Origin of the sequence: Stenotrophomonas sp. SKA14 (assembly GCF_000158575.1) — a bacterium.
In the GTDB taxonomy this organism is placed as follows: domain Bacteria; phylum Pseudomonadota; class Gammaproteobacteria; order Xanthomonadales; family Xanthomonadaceae; genus Stenotrophomonas; species Stenotrophomonas forensis.
In genome coordinates, this window is the sequence record NZ_DS999412.1 from 2,431,149 (window position 1) to 2,455,289 (window position 24,141).

General features: G+C 68.3%; 21 protein-coding genes. 3 read left to right on the forward strand and 18 right to left on the reverse strand.

The features are described from left to right. Positions 1–20: 20 nt before the first annotated feature. The 8 genes from SSKA14_RS11115 to SSKA14_RS11150 form a co-directional block, all read right to left on the reverse strand. Entirely contained in the window at positions 21–734 is a 714-nt protein-coding gene (locus tag SSKA14_RS11115) for an energy transducer TonB (protein ID WP_008266050.1), read from the reverse strand. Further along, complete coding sequence (locus SSKA14_RS11120; protein WP_008266396.1) at positions 727–1,527, reverse strand: ChaN family lipoprotein; 801 nt, start codon at positions 1,525–1,527, stop codon at positions 727–729. The genes SSKA14_RS11115 and SSKA14_RS11120 overlap by 8 nt, the downstream gene beginning before the upstream one ends. Then, positions 1,514–3,985 (reverse strand): TonB-dependent receptor, encoded by a 2,472-nt coding sequence (locus tag SSKA14_RS11125; RefSeq protein WP_008268751.1) that lies wholly within the window; start codon positions 3,983–3,985, stop codon positions 1,514–1,516. Before SSKA14_RS11125 ends, SSKA14_RS11120 begins: the two co-directional genes overlap by 14 nt. A 64-nt stretch (positions 3,986–4,049) precedes the next feature. Continuing rightward, positions 4,050–4,976, reverse strand: coding sequence for a FecR domain-containing protein (locus SSKA14_RS11130; RefSeq protein ID WP_008268180.1), 927 nt, complete (start codon positions 4,974–4,976; stop codon positions 4,050–4,052). After that, positions 4,973–5,482, reverse strand: coding sequence for a sigma-70 family RNA polymerase sigma factor (locus tag SSKA14_RS11135; protein WP_008264711.1), 510 nt, complete (start codon positions 5,480–5,482; stop codon positions 4,973–4,975). Before SSKA14_RS11135 ends, SSKA14_RS11130 begins: the two co-directional genes overlap by 4 nt. A 148-nt stretch (positions 5,483–5,630) precedes the next feature. Then, positions 5,631–5,855 carry a hypothetical protein gene (locus SSKA14_RS11140; protein WP_040007484.1) on the reverse strand — a complete coding sequence of 75 codons (225 nt, stop codon included), beginning with the start codon at positions 5,853–5,855 and terminating at the stop codon, positions 5,631–5,633. Beyond that, positions 5,852–6,553 carry a glutamine amidotransferase gene (locus SSKA14_RS11145; RefSeq protein WP_008264552.1) on the reverse strand — a complete coding sequence of 234 codons (702 nt, stop codon included), beginning with the start codon at positions 6,551–6,553 and terminating at the stop codon, positions 5,852–5,854. Before SSKA14_RS11145 ends, SSKA14_RS11140 begins: the two co-directional genes overlap by 4 nt. Continuing rightward, positions 6,550–7,323, reverse strand: coding sequence for a YggS family pyridoxal phosphate-dependent enzyme (locus SSKA14_RS11150; RefSeq protein WP_008268164.1), 774 nt, complete (start codon positions 7,321–7,323; stop codon positions 6,550–6,552). Before SSKA14_RS11150 ends, SSKA14_RS11145 begins: the two co-directional genes overlap by 4 nt. A 76-nt stretch (positions 7,324–7,399) precedes the next feature. Here SSKA14_RS11150 and ptsJ point away from each other — a divergent pair, with 76 nt between their 5' ends. Then, entirely contained in the window at positions 7,400–8,686 is a 1,287-nt protein-coding gene (gene ptsJ / locus SSKA14_RS11155; protein ID WP_008266867.1) for a transcriptional regulator PtsJ, read from the forward strand. Positions 8,687–8,820: 134 nt separating this feature from the next. Here ptsJ and SSKA14_RS11160 read toward each other — a convergent pair whose 3' ends face one another. The 7 genes from SSKA14_RS11160 to SSKA14_RS11190 form a co-directional block, all read right to left on the reverse strand. Next, the gene (locus tag SSKA14_RS11160) at positions 8,821–9,327 is read right to left on the reverse strand and encodes a hypothetical protein (RefSeq protein WP_008268804.1); all 507 of its coding nucleotides are present in this window, start codon (positions 9,325–9,327) and stop codon (positions 8,821–8,823) included. Positions 9,328–9,408: 81 nt separating this feature from the next. After that, positions 9,409–12,519 carry an error-prone DNA polymerase gene (locus SSKA14_RS11165; protein ID WP_008266854.1) on the reverse strand — a complete coding sequence of 1,037 codons (3,111 nt, stop codon included), beginning with the start codon at positions 12,517–12,519 and terminating at the stop codon, positions 9,409–9,411. Positions 12,520–12,525: 6 nt separating this feature from the next. Next, a complete protein-coding gene (locus SSKA14_RS11170; RefSeq protein ID WP_008268000.1) occupies positions 12,526–13,935 on the reverse strand; it encodes a DNA polymerase Y family protein in 1,410 nt (469 codons plus the stop codon). A gap of 9 nt (positions 13,936–13,944) precedes the next feature. Then, positions 13,945–14,559, reverse strand: coding sequence for a translesion DNA synthesis-associated protein ImuA (gene imuA, locus SSKA14_RS11175; protein WP_008265413.1), 615 nt, complete (start codon positions 14,557–14,559; stop codon positions 13,945–13,947). A gap of 219 nt (positions 14,560–14,778) precedes the next feature. After that, positions 14,779–15,786 (reverse strand): cyclase family protein, encoded by a 1,008-nt coding sequence (locus SSKA14_RS11180; RefSeq protein ID WP_008266828.1) that lies wholly within the window; start codon positions 15,784–15,786, stop codon positions 14,779–14,781. A 33-nt stretch (positions 15,787–15,819) separates the two neighbouring features. Then, positions 15,820–16,470, reverse strand: a complete 651-nt coding sequence (locus tag SSKA14_RS11185) for a DsbA family protein (RefSeq protein WP_008264454.1) — start codon at positions 16,468–16,470, stop codon at positions 15,820–15,822. A gap of 92 nt (positions 16,471–16,562) precedes the next feature. Beyond that, positions 16,563–17,513, reverse strand: a complete 951-nt coding sequence (locus SSKA14_RS11190; protein ID WP_008265296.1) for a LysR family transcriptional regulator — start codon at positions 17,511–17,513, stop codon at positions 16,563–16,565. A gap of 131 nt (positions 17,514–17,644) precedes the next feature. Here SSKA14_RS11190 and SSKA14_RS11195 point away from each other — a divergent pair, with 131 nt between their 5' ends. Beyond that, entirely contained in the window at positions 17,645–18,535 is an 891-nt protein-coding gene (locus SSKA14_RS11195; protein ID WP_040009571.1) for a sterol desaturase family protein, read from the forward strand. A gap of 9 nt (positions 18,536–18,544) precedes the next feature. Here SSKA14_RS11195 and SSKA14_RS11200 read toward each other — a convergent pair whose 3' ends face one another. Continuing rightward, on the reverse strand, positions 18,545–19,225 hold the full coding sequence (locus SSKA14_RS11200) for a helix-turn-helix domain-containing protein (protein WP_232281379.1): 681 nt from the start codon (positions 19,223–19,225) through the stop codon (positions 18,545–18,547). 311 nt (positions 19,226–19,536) lie between these two features. Next, entirely contained in the window at positions 19,537–19,971 is a 435-nt protein-coding gene (locus SSKA14_RS11205) for a glyoxalase/bleomycin resistance/dioxygenase family protein (protein ID WP_040007487.1), read from the reverse strand. Between the two features lie 338 nt (positions 19,972–20,309). On the opposite strand from SSKA14_RS11205, the gene SSKA14_RS11210 reads away from it, so the two are divergent. Beyond that, positions 20,310–23,105 (forward strand): glycoside hydrolase family 3 C-terminal domain-containing protein, encoded by a 2,796-nt coding sequence (locus SSKA14_RS11210; protein ID WP_008266200.1) that lies wholly within the window; start codon positions 20,310–20,312, stop codon positions 23,103–23,105. A gap of 102 nt (positions 23,106–23,207) precedes the next feature. Here SSKA14_RS11210 and SSKA14_RS11215 read toward each other — a convergent pair whose 3' ends face one another. Next, the gene (locus SSKA14_RS11215) at positions 23,208–24,104 is read right to left on the reverse strand and encodes a LysR family transcriptional regulator (RefSeq protein WP_008267144.1); all 897 of its coding nucleotides are present in this window, start codon (positions 24,102–24,104) and stop codon (positions 23,208–23,210) included. Positions 24,105–24,141: the final 37 nt, after the last annotated feature.

The window sequence follows — 24,141 nt, forward strand, 5'->3', positions numbered from 1 at the left end:
CCATACGAGGCCTGGAGCTTCTAGCGCAGGTAGTACTCCACCGGTACCACCAGTTCCTGCGGCGCCTTCAGTTCAGCAGGAATGGGCGGCAGTGGCTGCGCGCGGCGGAAGGTCTGCAGCGCGGCGTCATCCAGCATCGGCTGGCCACTGGACTGCTCCAGCCGCAGCGCCAGCAGCCGCCCCTCACGGTCGATGCTGGCCCTGACCCACGCCGTGCCCTGCTGGCGTCGTGAGCGCGCGGCGGCAGGGTAGTAGCGGTAGCGCTCCAGCCGCGCCATCAGGCGGGCTTCCCACTGGTCGCTGGCGGCGCCGGCCTGGAAGTCCGCAGGGGGGGCGTCTGGAGCGGGCGGCGCGGCCGTGATCGATGCCGGTGCGGGACTTGCATCGGTCGCGGCCGCAGGCGGGGCGATCGGCAGCGGCTGCCGGCCACGGCCACCGGTCTCGCTGGCCGCCAGCTCACCCTCGCGTGCTGCGGTGGGGGTGGGCGGTGGGGGCGATTTCGTCGGCTGCGATGCACGTGCCTGCTGCGCCTGGCTGGGCGTGTCGGCCTGGCGTTCCTCCACCGGTTGCGGCGGCGTGGCCGGTGCCAGCAGGCGCAGGCTGATGCGTACGTCCTGTTCCGGTGGTGGCAGCGAGGGCGGCGTGGCGACCCAGTGCACCAGCAGCAGCAAGGGCAGCAGGTGCAGGCCGATGCTGATGACAACGGCCTGCCAGTGGTGGCCACGCTCAGTCATCGCCCAGCACCCACAGCAGGTCGGCATCGGTGGCGTCGACCTGTTCGCCTGGAGACGCCAGCACGATCACCAGCGCCGAAGTGCCCGGTGGCAGATGGCCCGGCACGCCGGTGCCGCGCAGCACATGCCAGCGCCCGGCGACCAGCAGCGCCGGGGCCGGCGCATCGGTCAGTACCTGTGCCATGCGGCGATCGCGGGCGTACTGTACGGCCAACATCCCGTCCAGCATCGGCGCTGCGTCTGCATGCTGCGCCAGCACCACCGCCGACAACCGTTGCCGAGCCGCAGCAACCGGAAATGCTACCGGTTCTGTAGAGGCCAGCAGGCGGTTGACCTCGGCGCGCGACAGGTTGCTGCCGACCAGCGCAATGCCTGCAGCCGCGGCGTCCTGCACCAGCCCGCCGTAGGCGGCCCACGGCCAGCGCGCATCCCAGCCCAGCAGTTCCTGCAGGCGTGAGCCGTCGGCGTGATTGCCCTTGGCCAGCCAGCGCTGCACGCGTTGCAGGCGGGGCTGGCGTTCGCTGGCGATCATCTCCATCACCAGCGCACCCTGCGGGCGCTGCTGGTGCAGTGCCTGCAGCAACCAGCGCTGGGCGGCATGGTCGCCCGCAAGGTCATGACGCTCGCCCAGCAGCAGTCGCTGCGCGCCGGCCGCGCGCTGGATGAACATGGACTCGTCCAGCGGCTGGCCGCTGGCCAGGTCGATCACCGTGCCGGGCATCGGCTGTGCGCTGGCCAGGGAGGTCAGCGCAAGCAGGCACAGCAGCAGCCAACGGCGGCTAGAACGCCACATTGACGCCCATCGAGACGGTGCGGCCACGGCCGTTGCCGCGGTCCAGGATCGGGCTGAAGATGCTGTCGATCGAGGCATTGTTGTCATAGGCTTTGTTCTGCAGGTTTTCGATGTTCAGCCACAGCGTGGTGTTGGGCTGCGGCTTGAAGCTGGCGTAGAAGTCCAGCAACACGCCGGTGCCGCCGGTCTTGCGGGTCTGGAAGAAGTCGTAGCCTTCCTCGGTGGGACCGGAATACTCGGCGCGCAGGCCGGCCTGCACGCGCTGCTGCCACCAGTGGCCGCCGACGTCCAGCGTCCAGTAGCGGTCGGGCAGGGCGGTGATGTCTTCCAGATTGACGAACTCGATGGCCGGCGCGCTGGTCTGCGAGCGGGTCCAGCTGAGGGTGGCGTGGTAGTGCTCGCTGGCGTAGTGCGCCTCCAGCTCGATGCCGTGCATGCGTACGATGCCCTGGTGGTTCATCCATCGCGTGGTGGTGCTGAAGTCGTCGGCATCCAGCGTATCGGTCCAGGCATTGAGCTGCGGATCGCTGTCGATCGGCACCACGAACGGCGCCACTTCCGGCGGATGCACGATCAGCAGGTACTGCGGCTTGATGTAGTCGCGGATGCGGTTGTCGAAGCGGGTGATGCGCAGCTGGGCCAGGTCGCCGTCAACCAGCAGCGAGTCGGTGCTGAGGTTGGCGCCGAACTGCAGGTTGCGTGAGCGCTCGCGACGCAGGAACGGATTGGCGCCTACGCCATCGGCATCACTCATGCCCTCCAGCGGAATCTTCTCGAAGAACATTTCCTGCACCCGCGGCGGCCGCGAGGTGCGCGAGACTTCGGCGAACAGCTGCAGCCAGTCGGTGGCCTGCAGAGAAACCGCCAGGCTGGGGCTGAGTGCACGCTCGGTGCGGCGCACATCGATGTCGCCGCCGTTGATCTCCGCGCACTGGCCCGGCACATCGGAACAAGCGGGGATATGGCCACGGATGCCATAGCGGTCCTGGCGCAGGCCGGCGGTAAGTGCATAGATGTCGTACTGCAGTTCCAGCGTGCTGAACATGCTGTCGAGCTGGCTGCGCCCCTGTGGGTTGGCGCCGCGCAGGGTCGGCGTGTCGGCCACGAAGATGTCCGACTGGTGCTTGATGCCGGTGTTCCAGCGCGCCTGCAGCGCGCCGATGTCGAAGCGGCTGGTGTTGTCGAGGGTCCAGCTGCTCAGGCTGCTGTGGGTACGGCGGCCGATGTAGCTGGAGTCCTCCACCGGCGGGTAGAACAGCCGGGTCTTGTTGCCGGCGAAGGTCGCACGCAGGTCGATCCACGGTGAGTACGGTGTGTAGCGGTAGCTGGCGCGCTGGTTGCGTGCGGAAATCTGCCACGGGTAGTTGTGGTAGAAGTCGTTTTCGTAACGCATGTGGCTCAGGTCGAGGCGATGCTGGTCGCTGGGCTGCAGGCGCGCTTTCAGCAGCCAGCTGCTGGGCTGCTGGCTTCCAGGGTCGGCCTTGTTGGTCTGCCCGCGTGCCGTCGCGTATTCGCCGCTGCGGCTGCTGCTGGCGGCGGCGAGCAGACCGAACTGGCGGTCGCCACCGTCTTCGCTGTGGCGCCATGCGCCGGCAAAGGTGCGGCCACTGCCATAGCCGTTGTTGCCATGCCGGTAGCCTGCCCGCAGGCCCCAGTCACGGCCTGCGCCAAGCAGATCGTCGATGTCCAGGGTGCGGAAGTTGGCGCTGCCGGCCAACGTACCAGCGCCATCGCCACCGGCGACCGCGCCGCGTTGCACGTCCACGCCGGCCAGCAGGAACGGATCGACGTAGGCGAACGGACCGCCCGAGCCATGCCCGGCATTGTTGCGGAAGGTCTGGGTGACACCGTCGATCATGGTGTTGACCCGGCCGGCGCCGGTCATGCCGCGGATGTTGACCTGCAGGCCGGGCTGGCTGCGCGAATGGAAGCTGTGGGTTCCGGGCATCGAGCGCAGCAGGCTGTTGCCATCCTGGCGCTCGGCCATCGCCACCCGCTCACTGCCTACAGCGGGAGCGAAGCCATCGCGGGTGGCGGGCACGTACTGGCTGGCGCCGGTGCCTGGTGCCTGGCCATGCGCGGTGTCGCCCTGCACGCGCAGTGGCCCGGTACGGCGGCTGCCATCGCTGCGATCAGCGGGCGCCGGTTCCAGGGTGGCACGGCGTGCATCGATGAAACGTGGGCGCAGGCCGCTGCCGGCCAGCAGGCGCGACAGGGCCTGCGCATCGTCGAAGTCGCCGCGCAGCGCCGGTGCGGCGTGGCCGGCGGGAAGCGCCGCGGCAACGACCAGATCGATGCCGGTCAGGCGGCTGTACGCATCCAGCGCGGCAGGCAGCGGTTGGGCGGGCAGGTCATAGGTGCGGGTGGCGGCCTGCGCGAGAGCGCTGGTGGGCAGCAGCGGAACGGTGCTGGCGCAGGCCAGCGACAGGGCAAGGACAAGGGGGCGGGGGCACAGCATCGGGGGCTCCAGGGGCTGACGCAGAGCGTCGTCATCCTGGGGAGACGCAGCCGCAGGCCCGATGTCAGGGTGCATCAGGATGTTCCCTGCGCGGCGGCAACCAGACCTGCACGCCCGCGCCAAGGCGCAGCACGCGCACGTGCAGCTGCGTGGCCAGTTGATCGCGGTTGTTGGCTGCGCCGTCGGCACTGCCCAGCAGGGTGACCGGTTGCTGGCGCAGTCGCGCGCCGACAATCCAGGTGTGCCCGCCATGCCAGCGGTCCAGGCCCTGGGTCACTTCGGCGAGCGGAGCGGACACCCAGTGCAGACGACGCTCGCGCCAGGCCAATGCACCTGCATCGGTGGCGTGGGGGAGGGTCAAGGTCAGGCCGTCGAAGCGCAGCTGCTGCCCTTCGACGGCCTGCAGGTTGCCGCTGCCGCCTTCCACGCGGACGCGATGCTCGGTGACCGTGACCACGCTGCTGGTGCCCTGCACGGCGAGGTCGAAGGCGGTACCCAGCGCGGTGACGGTGCCGTGCGGCGTATGCACCTGGAAGGGCCGGCGCGGGTCGGCGGCGACCTTGAACCAGGCCTGGCCGCGTTGCAGCTGCAGCTGGCGATGTTGCCCATCAACGCGCGCATGCACTTCGCTGCCCGGCGACAGCAGGACATGCGAACCGTCCGGCAGCGCTTCGTCGCGGATTTCGCCAGCGGCGGTGCGCAGCACCTGCGCGGCCGGCGTCGCGGCAGGGCGGCTGTAAAGGCCAAGCGCGCACAGCAGCAGCACCGCAATACCGGCTTCACCCAGGTGGCGGCGCCGTCTGCGCTGCTGCTGGCGCTGCAGGCTGGGGGTGTTCGCCCCGGCCTGCCACAACTGCTGCAGATGCTGGTACTGCACGGCATGGCGCGGATCGGCCTGGCACCACTGGTTGAACGCGTTCTCATCGCGGTCGCCGTCGTGCCCGTCCAGCCACCAGCGGGCGGCTTCGCGTGCGATGGTGTCCTGGCTCATGCGCCCGGCACCTGCTGCAGGGCGACCAGGGCGCGCAGCAGATGGCCGTGCGCGGTCTGCCGGCTGATGCCGAGCTGGCGCCCGATCTCGGCCAGGGCCATCTGCTCGACACGGGCGAGCAGGAACACCTGGCGCGAGCGTGGTGGCAGCGCGGCGATGATCGCATCGAGATGACGCAGTTGTTCGGCGTCGAGCAGGCGCTGGTCCGGCAGCGGTGCGGGATCGGCGATGGCATGCAGCTGGGTGTCATCCAGCGCCTCTTCGCGCCGGCGCTGGCGCTGCCGGTAGTGGTCGGCGATCAGGTTGTGGGCAACGCGATACAGATAGGCGCGGCCATTGTTCAGCAGGCCGCTGGCGGCGACCTTGACGATACGCAGCCAGGTTTCCTGGACGACGTCATCGGCATCGCTGCGTTGCGGGAGTTTGCGACGGACATGGGCGTGCAGCGGCCGGTAATGGGCCGCGCACAGCTGCGCGACATCCGTCGGTTCGACAGGCGTGGACACGGGGCGGGCGACAACTGGGAAAGGGAACAGCCCGCGGCGGCAAGGGCAGCGGCAGCACCTTACAGCAAAAGAGAATCATTTGCATAAATGGGTGGCCATCAGCCAGCGATGGACCCGCCAGCCGTTGGCCGGCATGCCCCCAAACGGGTCAGAGGTCGCGGTACTGGATCTGCGCGGCGAGCACGCGCAGGCCGTCAGCGTTGCTGGACAGGATGCGCTCCTCGCCGACACCTTTCTGCCGCTTCAGCAGGAAGCCCTGCTCGGCAGGCAGCTGCGCCGCGATGGCGTCCAGGCGCTGCAGGGCGTCGGGCCCGCTGCAGTCGAAGTGGCCCCAGTAGGCGCCGTGGCGGTAGACCTGCAACCGGTAATTCATCGTGGCATCTCCGGCAGGTCCTGCAGCCAGTGATCGAACATCGCGGTGGCGGCGGCTGCCAGTGGCGCACCGTAGCGGCGCGCCTGCGCGCGCAGGTCGTTCGGGTCGATGCCGGCCTGGGCCAGTTCCAGGGTGTGGCCGATCAGCCAGCGTTCGAACTGGCGCGCGTCCAGCTCCGGATGGCATTGCAGGCCCAGCGCGTGGTGACCGATGGCAAATGCCTGGTGGCGGCAGGCGGGCGTGCTGGCCAGGCGGCGTGCGCCGGGCGGGAGTTCGAAGCCTTCACCGTGCCAATGCAGTACCGGAATGCCCTGCAGGGCCTGCAGGGGCGAGCGCTGGCCGTCATCGGTGAGCAGCAGTGGCGCGAAACCGATCTCCTTGCCGCCACTGGCAACGACGCTGGCGCCGAGCGCACGCGCCATCAGCTGCGCGCCGAGGCAGATGCCCAGGGTTGGCCGCTGCTGCTGCAGGCGACGCTGCAGCAGGGCGATGCTGTCGGTGACGAAGGGATAGGTTTCTGTGTCATTGGCACTGATCGGGCCGCCCAGCACGACCAGCAGGTCGGCCGCTTCGGCATCACCGAGCGCATCGACACCGGCCTGCAGCACCTTCAGCTGCCAGCCCTGCGCCAGCAGCAGCGGTTTCAGGGTGCCGAGATCCTCGAAGGCAACGTGCTGCAGGACCACCGCGTGCTTCATGCCGGTGCTCCGCTGTTGGGCCAGTAGAAACTGTCCGGGGTGGCGCGGGCGCCGAAGATGGCCTGTCCGACGCGGACCACGGTGGCGCCTTCCTCGATGGCCACTTCGAAGTCACCGGACATGCCCATCGACAGCTGCGAGAGGTCGATACCGGCGGGCGCGGAGTGCTGCAGCTGGTCGCGCAGTTGGCGCAGGCGCACGAAGCAGGCGCGCACGCGCTCGACCTCCGGGGTGAACACGGCCAGGGTCATCAGGCCGCGCACGCGCAGACGATCGAAGGCCGGCAGCTGCTGCACGAAGTCCTCCACCGCGTCGGGTTCGAGTCCGTACTTGCTGGGTTCGGCCGAGGTGTTGACCTGTACGAATACATCCAGCGTGCGGTCTTCCAGCTGCAGGCGCTGTTGCAGGGTCTCGGCCACGCGCAGGCTGTCCAGCGCCTGGAACTCGCTGGCGAAGCGCGCCACGTAGCGCGCCTTGTTGGTCTGCAGGTGGCCGATCACCGACCAGTGCACGCCCAGGTCGGCCATGGCCTCGGCCTTGCGTTGTGCCTCCTGGACCTTGTTCTCGCCCAGTTCGTGGCAGCCAGCGGCCACGGCCATGCGGATGCGGGCGTCATCGACGGTCTTGCTGACCGGCAGCAGGCGCACGCTGGCCGGATCACGGCCAGCGCGGATGCAGGCGTCGGCGATACGCTGGCGCACCGTGGCCAGGTTGGCGGCGATCTGTTCAACAGACTGGGCCATCGGCCAGTCGGCGGCGGCAAGGGGCATGCGGGCACCTCCAGTGCGGAATGGCCAGGGTGGGATACACTGGCACAGGACAAGATTTATTTTGGCATAGGACAAAATGAAAATCACCGGGCATAGCGCCGAGTCGATCTTCGACAACATCCGCGACGGTATCGGCAAGGGCCGCCTGCCGGCCGGCAGCGTGCTGCCGCCGGTGCGTGAGCTGGCCGAGCAGCTGGGGGTGAACCGCAACACCGTGGCCGCAGCGTACAAACGGCTGGACGCGGCAGGACTGGCCAGTACCGCGGGTCGGCGCGGCACGGTGGTGCGTGGCTTGCCGCCGGCAATGGCACGCGAAGGCAGTACGCCTGGAGTGGCCCTGCATGACCTGGCCGGTGGCAACCCGGATCCGCGCCTGCTGCCGAACCTGCGACTGGCTCCAGCGGCGCCACGGTTGTATGGGGTGGGCACGGTCGACCCGCGGTTGCAGGCGCTGGCACGGGCCTCGCTGGATGCGGATTGCCCCGAGGGTTACGAGCTGGAGCTGACCCATGGCGCGGTCGATGGCATCGAGCGCCTGCTGGCGGCCTGGCTGCTGCCGGGTGATCGCATCGCGGTGGAAGATCCATGTTTCCTCGGCAGCCTCAACGTACTCAACGCGGTAGGCCATGCGCCGTTGCCGGTGGCGGTGGATGCGCATGGCATGCAGGTCGAATCGCTGCGTGCCGCGCTGGAGGCCGGCGCACGCGCGGTGCTGCTGACCCCGCGTGCGCACAATCCGACCGGGGCCAGCCTGGATGCGAAGCGCGCACGGGCACTGCGGCAGCTGCTTGCCCACTATCCGCAGGTGGCAGTGCTGATCGACGATCACTACGCGCTGCTCTCGCAGCAGACCTATCACTCGGTACTGCCGCTCGATGGCCGGCGCTGGGCACTGTTGCGCTCGCTGTCCAAGCCGCTCGGCCCTGACCTTCGGCTGGCCTGGTTGGGCTGTGATGAGGAAACTGCGGCGCGGTTGCGGCTGCGGTTGGCCTCGGGCACGGGCTGGGTCAGCCACCTTCTGCAGGATGCGGCGACCTCGGTGCTGGGCTCGGCGTCGCAGCGGGCGAAGATCGCGTCGGCAGGCGAGCGTTACCAGCAGCGCCTGCAGTCGCTGCAGGAACTGCTGCGTGCACGTGGCGTGGCGACGCCGCAGCCGATGGAAGGATTGAACCTGTGGCTGCCACTGCCGGCCGACAGCCATCCGCAGGTGCTGGCACTGGCGTCGCGCGGATGGCATGTGCGCGCGGGCGAGGTATTCGCGGTGGCGGCGCCCGGGCATGGCCTGCGCATCACCTGCGCGGCGCTGGGACAGGTGCAGCAGCGGCAGCTGGCCGATGATCTGGCGGCGGTGTTTGGACTGTAGAGTCGAGCTTGCTCGACTGCTCGTGCCAACAACAGTCGAGCAAGCTCGACTCTACAAAGGTGAAGCAAAGTCGAGCAAGCTCGACTCTACAAAGGTGAAGCAAAGTCGAGCAAGCTCGACGCTACAAAAGCAGATCAGGGCGCGGCGTTGGCACCCGGGCGCACGTAGTAGGACTGGCCGCTGTCATCGACGAACATCAGTTCCGGCTTGCCCTGCCAGGAGGTGAGCATGGCGCCGGTATTGTTCTGGTGCTTGACCATCAGGCTGGCGCCGCGGTCCGGGTTGGCCACCACCTTGAACACTTCAGTGGTGCCGGTGGCATCGTCCAGGGTCAGCAGGGCCTCGCCGCCGCGGTCGCTGGTGCCATAGCCACCGCGTTCGGAGCCGTCCGGGCCGAGCAGGATCAGGCCTGACAGGGCGGTCGCACGCGGCCCCTGGGAGCGGCCCTGGCTGAGAGGATCGGGAACCGGTGCGCCGAGGATCACCCGTGGTTGTCCGCTTTCATCGTGGATGACCAGCCCGCGTGCTTCGATGATGCGCTGTGGCGATTGGCTGCGATGCAGGCTCCAGGCAGTCCAGCCGGAAACCAGCAGGGCGAGGGTGGCGACCACCAGCGTGGTCAGCAGCAGTGCACGGGGCATCGTGTCGTCCTTCCTTGGATGTGCCGACGATAGCGGATGCGGACCGGCAATGGCCAGTTCGTTGTGTGACGTTGTGTATCGTCAGTGGAAATCGCGGCTGTGGCTGCGCAGTCCCTGCAGCAGTTCATCCAGGCAGTGCATGCGCTGCACGATGACATGCTGCACGCCATCGACGCGCTCCAGGCGGCCGTCGATCTGCATCAGCTGGGTATCAACCAGCACCCGGTGCTGGCGATCGGCGAGGTGGCGCCAGACCACCGCGTTGACCATGCCGGTTTCGTCCTCAAGGGTGAGGAAGGTCACGCCACTGGCGGTCTGCGGACGCTGACGCATGCGTACCAGGCCGGCGATGCGCACGCGGCGGCCATGGCCGTGAGCCGCCAGTTGCGCGGCGTCCAGGCAGCCACGAGTGCGCAGCTGTGCGCGCAGGAACGAGATCGGGTGGCGGCCTAGCGTGGTGCCGGTGCTGCGGTAGTCGGCCTGCATGTCTTCCCAGGCGCTGGGCAGCGGCAACGGCACGCGGGCCTCGGCGGTGGCGCGGGCGTGGTCGAACAGCGGCAGCCGGTTTTCCACGCCGGAGATGTCCCAGCGCGCACGATGGCGATGGCCGCTGAGCCCACGCAATGCGCCGGCATCGGCCAGCAGGCCCTGTTGGCGACGGTCCAGCGCGGTGCGCTGGCACAGGTCCCCCACGTCATCGAAGGGGCGTCGCGCGCGCTCGCGCATGATGGCCTGCACGGCAGGTTCGTTGCAGCCATCAATCAGGCGCAGGCCGAGCCGGATCGCGGTCGCGCCCTTGCTGATATCCAGCGTGCAGTCCCAGTCGCTGTGGCGCACGTCCAGCGGCAGCACGCGGATGCCATGCCGGCGCGCGTCCTGCAGCAGCTGGTCGGGGCTGTAGAAGCCCAGCGGCTGGCTGTTGATCAGGCTGGCGGTGAACGCGGCCGGGTGGTGGCACTTCAGCCAGCAGCTGGCATAGGTCAGCAGGGCGAAGCTGGCGGCGTGGCTTTCCGGGAAGCCATAATCGCCGAAACCCTTGATCTGTTCGAACAGGTGCTCGCCGTACTCGCGGCTGAAGCCGTTCTTCAGCATCCCGGCCAGCAGTTTTTCGCGATGCGGTTCCAGGCCGCCACGACGTTTCCACGCGGCCATCGAGCGGCGCAGGGCATCGGCCTCACCCGGGGTGTAGCCGGCTGCATCCACCGCCAGCTGCATCACCTGTTCCTGGAACAGCGGCACGCCCAGGGTGCGCGCGAAAACGCGCTCCAGCTGCGGCGGGTACAGCGGCTCCTCCAGGTTGTCCAACGCCTCTGGACCCTGTTCGCGCAGCAGGCGGCGCCGCTCCAGGTAGGGGTGCACCATGTCGCCCTGGATCGGGCCGGGGCGCACGATCGCCACTTCGATCACCAGGTCGTAGAAGTTGCGCGGCTGCATGCGTGGCAGCATCGCCATCTGCGCACGCGACTCGATCTGGAACACGCCGATGGTATCGGCGGCGCTGATCATGTCGTAGGTGGGTGTGTCGTCATCCTCGATCGCATCCATGCGCCCACTGTGCAGGCCATGCTGCTGCAGCATCGCCAGGCATTTGCGGATGGCGGTGAGCATGCCCAGTGCCAGGCAGTCGACTTTCATCAGGCCGGTGGCATCCAGATCGTCCTTGTCCCACTGGATGACGGTGCGGTCGGCCATCGCCGCGTTCTCGACCGGCACCAGGGTCGACAGCGGATGCTCGGAAATCACGAAACCGCCCGGGTGCTGCGACAGGTGGCGTGGGAAGTCGATCAGCTCGGCGGTCAGTGACAGCAGCCGGCGCATCAGCGGGGTCTCCGGATCGAAGCCGCGTTCGCGCAGGGTCTCCGGCAACGGCACGTGGCCGCCCCAGTGATCCATCGCTGCCCCCAGTTCGTTGACCTGGTCCATCGGCAGGCCGAGCGCACGGGCCACATCGCGGATCGCGCTGCGGCCACGGTAACTGATCGCCACCGCAGTCAATGCAGCACGTTCACGCCCATAGCGATTGAACACGTACTGCAGCACTTCCTCGCGGCGCTCGTGCTCGAAGTCGATGTCGATATCCGGTGGTTCGTCGCGCTCGGCGGAGATGAACCGCTCGAACAACAGATTGCTGCGTGCAGGGTCGATCTCGGTCACGCCCAGCACGAAGCACACCGCCGAGTTGGCCGCCGAGCCACGGCCCTGGCAGAGGATGTCCTTGCTGCGCGCGAAGCGCACGATGTCCTGCACGGTGAGGAAGTAGGAGGCGTAGTTCTTCTGCCGGATCAGCGCCAGTTCGTGTTCGATCTGCTTGCGCTGCGCCGGTTCGATGCCGTTCTTCCAACGCCAGGGAATGCCACGCTCGACCAGCACGCGCAGCCAGCTGTCCGGGTCATGCCCTTCCGGCACCAGCTCGCGCGGATAGGTGTACTGCAGCTGCTCCAGGGTGAAGTGGCAGCGTTCGGCGATGCGCAGGGTTTCGGCCAGCAGTTCGCGCGGATACAGCTGGGCCAGTGCGGTGCGCGGGCGCAGATGGCGCTCGCCGTTGGGGAACAGGCGCCAGCCGGCTTCGGCCACGCTGCAGCGGTGGCGGATCGCGGTCAGCGTGTCCTGCAGGGCGCGGCGGCGGCGTACGTGCATGTGCACATCACCACTGGCGACCAGCGGCAAGCGATGGCGCTCGCCGAAGGCCTGCAGCAGCTGCAGGCGATGCGCGTCGTCATGCTCGTGGTGCAGCTCCACCGCCAGCCACAGGCGATCATTGAAGCCGGTGCGCAGCAGCTCCAGATCGGTAGCGGCCGGCTGCCGGTCCAGCCACAGGCAGAGCAGCCCGTCGGGCAGGCCGAGCAGGTCGTCGCGCAGGCAACGGTATTCGCCCTTGGCCGCGCGTCGCCGGCAGGTGGTGATCAACTGGCACAGTCCGGCATAGGCGGTCTGGTCGGTGCACAGCAGCGCCAGCTTCGGCCCGTCCTCGACCTGGAATTCGGCGCCGACGATCAGTGCCACGCCATGCGTCTTCGCCGCCTGCCAGGCGCGCACGATGCCGGCCAGCGAGCACTCGTCGGTGATCGCCAGCGCCCGGTAGCCCTGGCCGGCGGCGCGCGCGAACAGCTCTTCGGCAATCGAGGCGCCGCGCTGGAAACTGAACGCCGACAGGCAGTGCAGTTCGGCGTAGCCGGGCAGTTCGCTGTGCATGGCGGCTCAGCCGAACCAGCCGTGCAGCATCCACGGTGCATGCGGATCGTTGCGTGTGCGGAAGGCCCAGCCACGCTGGCCATGCGCGGTTTCCACCACGTAGTAGTCGCGCCGTGCGTCGGACTGGTCCCACCAGCCCGATTCGATCCGCTCAGGCCCAGCGACGATGCGCAGGCGTGGATCACGCAGCGGTTGCGGCGTATCCAGCAGCCAGCCCGGGCGTAGCGGCCAGTACGACGGCGGTTTGACCGCCGGCTGGGTACCACTGGCGCGTTCGGGGCGATGGTCGGCCTGCACCGCCAGTGGCTGCACGGCGTCATCGCCCAACCGCGCACGCAGGCGCTCGCGCAGCTGGGTCCAGGGCATCGCCTGCGCCGGCCGGGTATCGAACAGGTCGCGCGCGGCGGGCACGAAGGGCGGCAGCTGCTCGGCCTGCAGGCGCAGTGCGCGGCTGCCGGCGGGCAGGGCGAAGGCCTCCATGCGGTTGCGCGCGATTTCGAACAGCAGCGCGGGATCACGCTCCGGCGCCAGCAGGCCGATGGTCAGCACGCTGGGTGGCAGCAGGTCGTGCTCGAAATGCAGGTCGAAGCGCTGCACGCCACCATCGCGGGAGCACAGGAAGGCGGCGAGGTCCAGCAGCAGGCGACGCAGCGGGAACAGCAGGGCCTGGCTGGATTCGATCTCGTATTCGAATTCGATGCGCGCATCGAAACGGTCGGGAGGCTGGTAGTAGCGCAGTGGTGCGGTGGGCAGGCCGCGCAACGCGTCCAGCTGCTGCAGCACGTCGGGGGCGAAGCGCCGGGCCAGGCTGTCGCGCGGCAGCGCGAGCACCGCACCCAGCGTGCGCAGGCCGGAGCGGCCCAGCACGGTCACTGCTTCGCTGGTCAGCCCGCAGCGCGGCAACGGCAGCTGTGCGAGTACCGCCGGCAGCTGCTCCGCATCGATGCCGAGGCCATCGTGCACGTTGGCCAGCACGCGCGCGGCATGCGGCGTGGGCGCGGCCACCAGGCGATGGCGGAAACCCAGTTCGTGCAGTTCACCGCGCAGGCGTTTCTCGATGGTCAGCCAGTCACCGAACAGGGCACGGCTGGCGCCGATCTCCAGCACCAGCGCATGCGGAAAATCGAGGCTGACCTGCGAACTGTAGGCATAGGCCCAGCTGGCCAGCAGCTGCCGGGTGTGCTGTTCGGCGTTCGGGTCGTAGTCGTGCAGATGCATGTCCTGCACCAGCACCTGCGCGGCCGACAGCAGCATGCCCGGGCGCAGCCCGGCTGCCCGTGCGGCCGGGCTGACCGCACGCAGCACGCGGCGTTGTGCCGGACCCTGCAGCAGCACCAGCGGCCGCTGCGGGTCCGGCTGCTGGCGCAGCACGCTGTCCAGCGCCAACTGCGGCAACAACAGGCAGGCCCAGTTCACGGCGCGGCCTCAGTGGCTGATGGCCAGGGGCAACGGCTGCGCCGGCGGCAGGCCGCCACGGCATTTCAGTACTCGCACCTGGCCGTGGTCGAGCTGCAGGCGCAGGCTGGCCGGGGAGGGGTTGCGCGCTGCCTGCGCCTCGCGGAACACGAAGCCCAGGCACTGGCCGCTGTCGGCGGCGACCTGCAGCCGGCGCAGGGCGCGGTCGTCGGCCTGCTGTGGCCAGCACAGCACCGCGGCGCAGGCGGCCGAGCGCAGGCACTGCTCGGCCGCCCACAGCGCCTGCTTCGGCGCGGCGTGGATGATCTGCAGCTGGGCCAGGTCCAGCCCGGCCGCCGCCCAGGCCGGCGCATGCGGGCGGTACGGGGGCGCGACCAGCACGATCGGGCGTCCGCGCTGGCTCAGCTTCGCCAGCGCTGGCCAGACCAGCGCCAGCTCGCCCACGCCGGGGGCTGCCTGCAGCACCTCGCACAGCCCGCTGGCCGGCCAGCCACCGCCGGGCAGGCGTGCATCCAGTGCCGGGTGGCCGCTGGCCAGGTGGTCGCTGGCGGGCCCTTGGCGGGCCGGGCCGCGCCACAGCTGGCGGCCATCCAGCAGTCGGTCGAGGGCGACGACGGCGCCCATCAGCCGGTCCTCCAGGGGAGGCGCCGGGCGGGCTGGGGGCGACAGGAATGGGAGGAAACGGCGGGCATGGAGCGAGTATCGACAGGCCGGTATCAGGGGCTGAGACCGGACATGCTACTCGCGTTGTAAGTAGAATTACTAATGAAATTGGAGGGTCGGGTTTCAGGTTGCTGAAGGGGGAAAGGAGTGCCGACCAAGGTCGGCACCCACAGGCCCCGGTTAAGGGCGGACCGGCAGCGCCACCGGGCGCAGCGGCGCGGCATCGCCACCGCGGATCTTCAACGGACCACCGATGAAGGCGAACTCGTAGACCTTGTCGCGGGCCAGTTCGTCCAGCGCCACCAGTTCGATGATCGGTGCGCCCTGCTGGGCCAGCAGGTAGGTGTGCAGCGGCACGTAGTCATCGGAAACTTCCGAAGGGAAGGTCTCGAAGCTGAGGTTGTCGGCGCCGACGATCATCGCGCCGCTGTCTTCGACCAGGAAGCGTGCGGCGTCCAGGCCCATGCCCGGCGGGTTGGCCATGTACGCCCTGGGCTGTTCGAACAGGCGCATGCGGCCGGTGCGGATCAGCACGATGTCACCCTGCTGCAGCTTCACCTGCTGGCGTGCCAGCGCATCCTTCAGGTCCTGGCGGGTGACGCGGTAGCTGTCCGGCAGCATGTCCACGCCCTTGGCACCGGCCACGTCGATCAGTACGCCACGCGCGATCAGCGGCGGGAATTTCTCGATGCCGGTGACATTCCAGCCACGATCGCCGAGGTGCTTGTCGGCCTCGAAGCCGTTCCAGATCTTTCCGTGGATACCGAAGTGGTTCAGCGCATCGATGTGGGTGCCAGTGTGGCTGTACATCGAGAACGCCGTGCCAGTGTAGCTGCGGGTGAGGTTCATGGTCTCGCCCACGCCCATCGGGTCGTCCATCACCGTGCCGCGCGGGGTGTGGGTCATCCAGAACTGGTAGTGCGGGTCGCCGGCGTCCTGCCAGCTGGGCATGCCGACGTAGTACTCGGTGGCCAGGTCATAGGCCTTGCCGCCGCTGACCCGCGACAGGATCGCTGCGCGCGAGGCCTCGGTGATCAGGTTGAGGCGGCCGATCTCGTCCTTCGGCCCCCAGGGACTGGTGCCGACCTGCTGGCCGGAAGGAACGCGTTCGTGTGCGGACACCGTGGTGGAAGCAGCGGTGCCGGCCAGCAGCAGGGCCAATGCGGTGGCCAGGGTACGTGGGGTCATGGGGAATCTCCTTGCAGGGGGGAATGGTGCGGCTCAGGCCGCGACCAGCGGCGCCAGGGCCTGGCGCAGGTGCGGCAGCGGCAGGGTCTGCAGGCGCAGGCCGTTGCCGCCGATCACGGTGGGAATGGAACGGATGCCGAGCGCAGCGGCTTCGGCGCGGTCGGCCTGCACGCGCTGGCGTACTGCGTCGCTGCGCATGTGGTCAGCGAAGGCACCACGCGGGTGGCCGAGCGCTTCGGCGATGTCCAGCAGCACTTCGGCATCGCCGATGTTGCGGTGCTGGTGCAGGTGCGCCCACTGCACGGCATCGAACATCACGCCGTGGGCCTCATTGCCGCCAAGCATGCCGGCGGCCTGGCAGGCCAATGCGCCCAGCCAGCCGGAGGGATATTCGAAGTCCTGTGCACGCATGCCTTCGATATCGATGCGCGCGCTGTCTTCATGCGCGGCGCAGTCGGTCCAGTGGCGCAGGATGATCGCCTTGGCACGCTCCATCGAGCCGAATACCTCGACCATCTGCGCGCGCGAGTCCTGCAGCACGAAGCTGCGGTGGCGCACCTGGATGCCGAGTTCGGCCGAGACCTGCTGCAGGCGCGGGGCCAGCACGAAGCACCAGCCGCAGACCACGTCGTGGAAGAAATCGACCACTGGCGCTGCAGCGGTGGGGGAAGAAGCGGAAGACATCGGCCTGCCATCGGTGAGAGGGGAGGCGGCAGAGTAGGCAGCGCGGCGTGGCTGAAACAGCACGCCACGGGCAGCTCAGTTTTCGCTGGCGGTTACGAATCCAGGCCGGCGCAGGCGGGCAGCTCGGCGTGCAGGAAATCGATGAAGGCACGCACCTTGGGCTGCAGGTGCCGCGAGGTGGGGTAGACCGCATGCACGAAGCGCGGTGGATAGCGGTGGTCGGGCAGCACCTGCTGCAGTTCGCCGCGGGCCAGTGACGGCGCTGCAAGGAACGAGGGCAGGGCGCCGATGCCCATGCCGGCCACCAGCAGATCGCGCAGCATCAGGCTGTTGTTGACGGTGACGCGTGCCGGCAGGGTGATCGTCACCTGGCCATCGGGGCCAAGCAGCGGCCAGCTGCCCGGTGAATCGGGCAGGCTGTAGGCCAGCACGCTGTGCGCCTGCAGATCGTCCACCGCCTGCGGTACCGGATGCTGCTGCAGGTAGGACGGGGCCGCGCACAGCACCTGCTGCAGCGAGGCCAGCCGGCGCGCCACCAGTCGCGAGTCGTCCAGCTCGGCGCGCAGCCGCAGCGACACATCGAAGCCTTCGCCGACCGCATCGAGCAGGCGGTCTTCCATCACCAGGTCCAGCGACAGCTGCGGATGCTGCTGCAGGAAACGCGGCAGCAGCGGCGACAGCGTGCTCAGCGCGAACGACTGCGGCGCATTGACGCGCAGGCGCCCGGCCACTTCGCCACGCTGTTCGGCGATGCCACGTTCCAGCGCGTCCAGCTCGTCGAGCAGGCGGCAGCACTCACGGTAATAGGCATGGCCGGTTTCGGTCAGGCTCATGCGGCGCGTGGTCCGCTGCAGCAGCACCACGCCCAGGTGGGTCTCCAGCGTGCGCAGCTGCTTGCTCAGCCCGGCTGGCGACATGCCCAGGTCTTCGGCGGCACGGGCCAGGCCGCCACGTTCGACGATGCGGCGGAAGGCACGCATCAGGTTGAAGGAGTCCATGCCGGTCCCGGGCGCGATGAGGGCGCCATTGTAGATCCACGCCATGCGTGGATGCTGGAATGACGGTGCCGATCAGGATGGGCATCCAGCAGGCGCGTGCCGGGTTGCGCCGTTTGTTCAAGCCGGCAACCGTCGCATCGCGCCAGCATGTAGGCCCCTCACGTTTCGGGTTGTCCATGAAGCACTGGATCCTCCGCCTGTATGCCCCGTTGTTCCTGCTCGGGTTCGTTGCCACCGCCATCGCCTGGGTGGGCCACCTGCATGGTGATCCGCTGTGGCTGCTGGCCTTGCTGCTGGTCGCCATCGCGGTTTCGTTCGGCGCCGAACGTGCGTGGCCCTACGACCCTGCGTTCAACCACGACCAGGGCGACAGCCTGCGTGACACCCTGCATGCGCTGGTCAACGAAAGCCTGAACCTGCTGTCGATCGCCGCGGTGCCGCTGCTGGCGGCGATCATTCCATGGCAGGCTTGGCCGGTGCAGTGGCCCTTCGCGCTGCAGGTGCTGCTGGCCATCGTCTGCGCCGATCTCGGCATCACCCTGGTGCACTACGCCAGCCATCGCATCGGCTGGCTGTGGCGGCTGCATGCGGTGCACCACAGCGTCACCCGCATGTACGGCTTCAACGGCCTGATGAAACACCCGCTGCACCAGGCGGCCGAAGCAGTGGGCGGTGTGCTGCCGCTGCTGGTGCTGGGCCTGCCGATGCCGGTGGCGGCGGTGCTGGCGTTTGCCATTGCCATCCAGCTGCTGTTGCAGCATTCCAACGTGGACATGCGCCCCGGTGTGCTGGGCCGGGTGATGGCGTGGGCGCCGCTGCACCGTTTCCACCACATGCGCTACGGCACCGCCGGCGACGTCAACTTCGGCCTGTTCCTGACCGTCTGGGATCATCTGCTGGGAACCGCCTTCGATGCACCGGGCTATCGGCTACGGCAACGCGATCTGGGCATCGGCAGCCAGCCGGATTATCCGCGCGATTATCCCAGGCAGCTGCTGGCACCGTTCCGTGAGCTGCCACATGGCGAGGTACCGGAGCTGCCCGAAGGGTTGCGCAGGCGCGGATGATCCCGCATGTCAGGTCGCGCGCAGCTGCAGGCCCTGCAACTGCGCGGCACCGATGCCGAACATGCGGTGCAGGTTGCGTGACAGATGGGCCAGGTCGGCGAACCCGGCCGCGTGGGCGCTGTCGGTCAGGCTGTGTCCACGCAGATGATGCGCGAGCGCATTGCGCAGTCGTTGCCACAGTACCCAGCCGCGCAGGGTCACCGACAGGTCTGACTGGAAGCGCCGATGCAGCTGGCTGGTCGACAGGTGGGCCGCTTCGGCGATATCGGCGGCCGGCACCGGGCCAGGCAGGTAGTGGGTGATACGGGCCAGTGCCGCCTGCACGCGTCGATCCAGCGGCTGCGGATGGCTCAGTCGTGGCAGCCAGTCCTGCAGTGCCACCGCGTTGCCCGGCAGAGCGTGCAGATACCGCTGGATCTGTGTGGGATCGGCATGCGCGGGCTCAAGAAATACCGTGCAACCGTCCTGTGGTGCCGACAGGATGGCATGCGACTGGAAGGAAGGCAGCCACAGGCGTTGACCCTGCTGCCGCACGCCATCGACCTCGACCTGCCACGCTGCACCGTCGCTCAGCAGCAGTTGATGGGCGTAGTGCGCATGCGCAGCGCTGCCACCGGCATGGCCCTGCAGCACGGCCACGTGGGCATCCAGCAGCAGCGTGCCATTCCAGGGCAGGGCGGGAGAGGACATGGAGGAATTGTAGATCCACGCCATGCGTGGATGAATCTACATCGAAATCGATTAATTCGACGATTGATCGAAGAGCATCCACGCATGGCGTGGATCTACTGCAGATTGCGGCGAATTGTCGAAGGCGGGGTGGGTCCGGTTGCGGGGGCGTGAGCGCCATGGATGGCGCGACCGAGGCTACATGGACGTACTTGCGCCGTCCCCCGCAACCGGACCCACCCCGCCACCCCACAGGAGCCCAGCTTTTGCTTCTGCTGTTGCATTGGCCGTTGCCTCGGCGGGTGCCGGGCGCGGTCCGGCCGTGCGTACCCTCAGCGCCCGTGCGGGTCGGGGCGGTGATGCACGTACTCGACCACCGTGCCATCGGGATGCACTGCGTTGAACGCCGCACCGGTCGGCACCACCTGCAGCGGGAAGATGATTTCGGCCCCCGCCGCGACCAGTCGGTCGTGATAGGGCCGCACGTCGTCGACCAGCAGCGTCCCGGTGGTCGAAGTGAAGGGGGCCAGCGCTTCCTCGCACCCTTCGATCAGCAGGAAGGCTCCGACCATCGCCAGGCGCAGGCCGGCATCGGGAAACGGGAAGCCCGCATCGGCCACGACGCCCTGCAACTGCTCGTAGAAAGCCACGCTCTGCTCCAGCTGGCCCGGGGCCACGAACACCCGGATCAACACGCGTGGGCTGCGTTGGCTCGAGGTATCACAGCGGTCGCGCCAGAGATGATCGAAGTCGCGGTGTATGTTCATGGGCGGGTTTCAGGGCCGGTGACGCCCCATTATCGGCAGCCCCGTGCGGCCTGCTGATGACTGCCGGTGATGGCCTGATAACCGGCGGCCAGGTTGCCCCTGTGACTTAGGTCCTGTTGACAGGTGTGAACGCCCTCGCACAATCTTCACATGATTGGGTCGCCCTGCGCGGCCCGGACAGGCAGGTTGTCACGCCGGGAGGAGGGTCCCGCGCGCAGACCGGCCCGTCCTTCGGCCTGCGGGACGTTGCTTGGCAACCCCTGCGCGGCATGAACGCTGCACCCTTCGGCGGCACTTTCCCTGGACCGATTGCCTTGGCAACGGAATTACGCCTGCCGATGAAAACGTTTACAAAGCCGCTCGCACTGTCCCTCGCCCTGTCTGCTGCGCTCGCCGCCCCGGCCTGGGCCGACCCTGCGGCGTTCACCGTGTTGACCCTGGAACAGGCGCCCGGCGCCGAAGCAATGCCGGCGCTGGCTGCGCAGCTGAAGAGCCTGAAGGTGGACGCGGTGAGCGTGCGGCAGGTGCAGCGCGGCATCGGCCAGGTCGATCCGCTGCAGGTGCTGGCCGACGGCCTGGGCTATGAGTACCGCTTCATTGCCGCAGGCAAGGACGATGGCCAGACCCAGCGCGGCCAGGCCGTGCTGACCCGGCTGCCGATCGCCGCTGAGTCCGGCCCCGACCAGCCGGGCCTGAACTACCTGCGCCTGGACGATGGCCGCCACACCGTCGCGGTCTATACCGATGCAGGTGCAGGCGCGGCCCAGCTGCCAGCGCTGGTCACGCGCTCGCGGCTGGGTGCGCCGGCGGTGCTGCTCGGTGCGGTGGCTGGCGAATCGGCCACGGCGGCCGGCTTCGATCCGGCGCGTGTCGCACTGGAAGCAGACGCCAGCTACTTCAGCGATGGCTTCCAGGCTGCCAGCAGTGCGCCGTTCAAGGTGGAAGGCAGCAGCCTGCGTGCCACGCTGCTGACCCTGGCCTATGCCGCCGACACGCATGGCGACACGCCGTGGATGGACACCACCCTCAACGCCGACGCGCGCGCTGCGCTGCTGCTGAAGGCGATGACCGAGGATGAGAAGTTCCAGATGCTGCACAGCTACTTCGGGCTGGGCAAGGACGGTGGTCCGCTGCCGGAAGGCGCGGTCGGTTCGGCCGGCTTCGTACCTGCGGTGCCGCGCCTGGGCATTCCCGCGCAGCAGTCGGCCGATGCCGGCGTCGGCGTGACCAATCCGGGTGGCATCCGTCCGGGCGACTTCGCCACCGCGATGCCGTCGGGCCCGTCCACTGCGTCCAGCTGGAACCGCGAAGTGGCCTTTGCCGGCGGCGCCACCATGGGCCGCGAGGCGTGGCAGCAGCGTTTCAACATCCTGCTGTCGGGCAGCGTCAACCTGCAGCGCGACCCGCGCAATGGCCGCAACTTCGAATATGCCGGTGAAGATCCGCTGCTGGCCGGCTCGATGGTCGGTGCGCTGATCCAGGGCGTGCAGAGCCAGCACGTGATCTCCTCGATGAAGCACTTCGCGCTGAACGACATGGAGACCCGTCGCAACTTCCACGACGTGCGCATCGGCGAACAGGCCATGCACGAGTCGGACCTGCTCGCCTTCGAGATCGCGCTGGAAGCCGGCCGCCCGGGCGTGGCGATGTGCTCGTACAACAAGATCAACGGTACCTACGGCTGCGAGAACGGCTACCTGATGAACCAGGTGCTGAAGCAGGAATGGAAGTTCCCCGGTTTCGTGATGTCCGACTGGGGTGGCGTGCACAGTGGCTCGAAGGCGGCGCTGGCCGGCCTGGACCAGCAATCGGCCGGTGAAGTGTTCGATGCGGCGGTGTTCTTCGACGAACCGCTGCGCCTGGCCGTGCACGGTGGCGTAGTGCCGCAGGCGCGCCTGAACGACATGGTGGCGCGCATCCTGCGCACGATGTTCCTGCACGGTAACTTCGACAACCCGCCGCAGCACCAGAAGGTGGATGCCGAGGCTGGCTTCGCCGTTGCCCAGCGCACCGTGGAAGAAGGCAGCGTGCTGCTGCGCAATGAAGGCAATCTGCTGCCGCTGGCCGACAGCGTGAAGCGCATCGTCATCATCGGTGGCCACGCCGACAAGGGCGTGATCGGTGGCGGCGGTTCGTCGATGGTGGGCGTGACCGCCAAGGGCACCAATGCGGTGCCGGGCGTGATGCCGACCACCTGGCCGGGCCCGGTGATCTTCCACCCGTCTTCGCCGCTGGAATCGCTGCGCGCTGCACGCCCGGACGCGACCATCGAGTATGTGGACGGTTCCAATGCCGCCGCTGCAGCCAAGGCTGCCGCGCAGGCCGACGTCGCCATCGTGTTCGCCACCCAGTGGGCGGCAGAATCGGTGGACCTGCCGGACATGCAGTTGCCGGACAACCAGGACGCGCTGATCTCGGCCGTGGCCAAGGCCAACCCGAAGACCGTGCTGGTGCTGGAAACCAACGGCCCGGTGCGCACGCCGTGGCTGGCGCAGGTGCCGGCGATGCTGCAGGCCTGGTACCCGGGCATCCGCGGTGGCGAAGGCATTGCCGCGCTGCTGACCGGCCAGGTCAATCCGTCCGGGCGCCTGCCGGTCACCTGGGTGGTGGACGAATCGCAGCTGCCGCGCCCGCATATCGACGGTCTCGGCTTCAAGCCGGCCAAGCCGTTCGATGATGTGTTCGATTTCGATATCGAAGGTGCCAACGTCGGCTACAAGTGGATGGCGGCCAAGGGTCTGACCCCGACCTTCGCCTTCGGCCATGGCCTGTCCTACACCTCCTTCGCCTATGAAAACCTGAAGGTGAGCGTGGAAGGCTCGCGCCTGGTCGCCAGCGTCGACATCCGCAACACCGGCAAGCGCGCCGGTGCCGACGTGGCCCAGCTGTACCTGAAGCTTCCGGCCGGCAGCACCACGCCGATCCGCCTGATCGGCTACGACAAGGTAAACCTGCAGCCAGGCGAACAGCGCCGTATCCGCATTGAAGCCGAGCCGAAGACGCTGGCCCATTACGATGCGCAGGCCCGCCAGTGGAAGATTGATGGCGGTACCTACCAGGTGCAGCTGTCGCGCAACGCGGCCGAGCCACTGCAGAGCGTGGACGTGCAGCTGGTGGAGCAGGTGCTGCGCTGATGCTGAGGACACGGCCCCTCACCGGGCCGTGTCTGAAAAAGGGGACGGAGGGAATCAAGTCGTTTTCGCCATAAACGACTTGATTCCCTCCGTCCCCTTTTTTCATGCGGCGAACCAGTCGCGCAGGAAATCGATCAGCTGGCGGACCTTCGGCGAGGGCTGGGTGCTGTGTGGATAGACCGCGTACACGCTCTGCTGTGGGAAACGGTGGTGGCGCAGTACTGGCCGCAGCCGGTCCTGGGCCAAGTCGTCCTCGATCAGCCAGTGGGGAAGAACGGTGACCCCGGCACCGGCCACGGCGAAGGCGCGCAGGCTGCTGGCGCCATCCACACGTACCACTGCATTGGCCGGATTGGTGGCAAACAGCGCATCGCTTCCGTCCGGCGTGATCACCGGTACATCGGCCAGCCGTGGGTAGCCCAGGCGCGGCAGCATGCCGAGCTGCACCGGATCGTCCGCGGCATCAGCGGACGACAGGCGCGCCAGCAGCGAAGGTGCTGCCACCGCGCAGAGCGGGTGCTGTTCCAGCTCGCTGGCATGCAGGCCAGAGTCGGGCAGGCGGCCAAGACGAATCGCCAGATCAAAACGCTCGGGAATGAGGTCAGCCGGTGCCGGCGAGGTCGACAGATGCAGTTGCAGGGCCGGGTGGCGCGCGCGGAACGCCTCCAGTGCCGGGATCAGGCGCAGCTGTGCGTACTCCGGTGTGGTGGTCAGGCGCAGTACGCCCTGCAGTTGGTGCTGGTCGCGGCGCGCGGCATCGATCGCCGCCTGTGCAGCATCCAGTGCCTGCACGCAGTGCTGCAGGAACTGTTCACCGGCCTCGGTAAGGGCCAGGTGACGGGTGCTGCGCAACAGCAGGGTCACGCCCAGCTCCTGTTCCAGCCGCTTCAGGTTGAAGCTGACCACCGCGCGGCTCAGGCCGAGGCGGTCGGCCGCCGCGGTCAGGCTGCCGGCCTCGACCACAGCACGGAAGATGTCGAAGCGATCGAGGCTGACCATAGGCGTCAATTGTCAAAACAGATTTGACAGTGTTGCA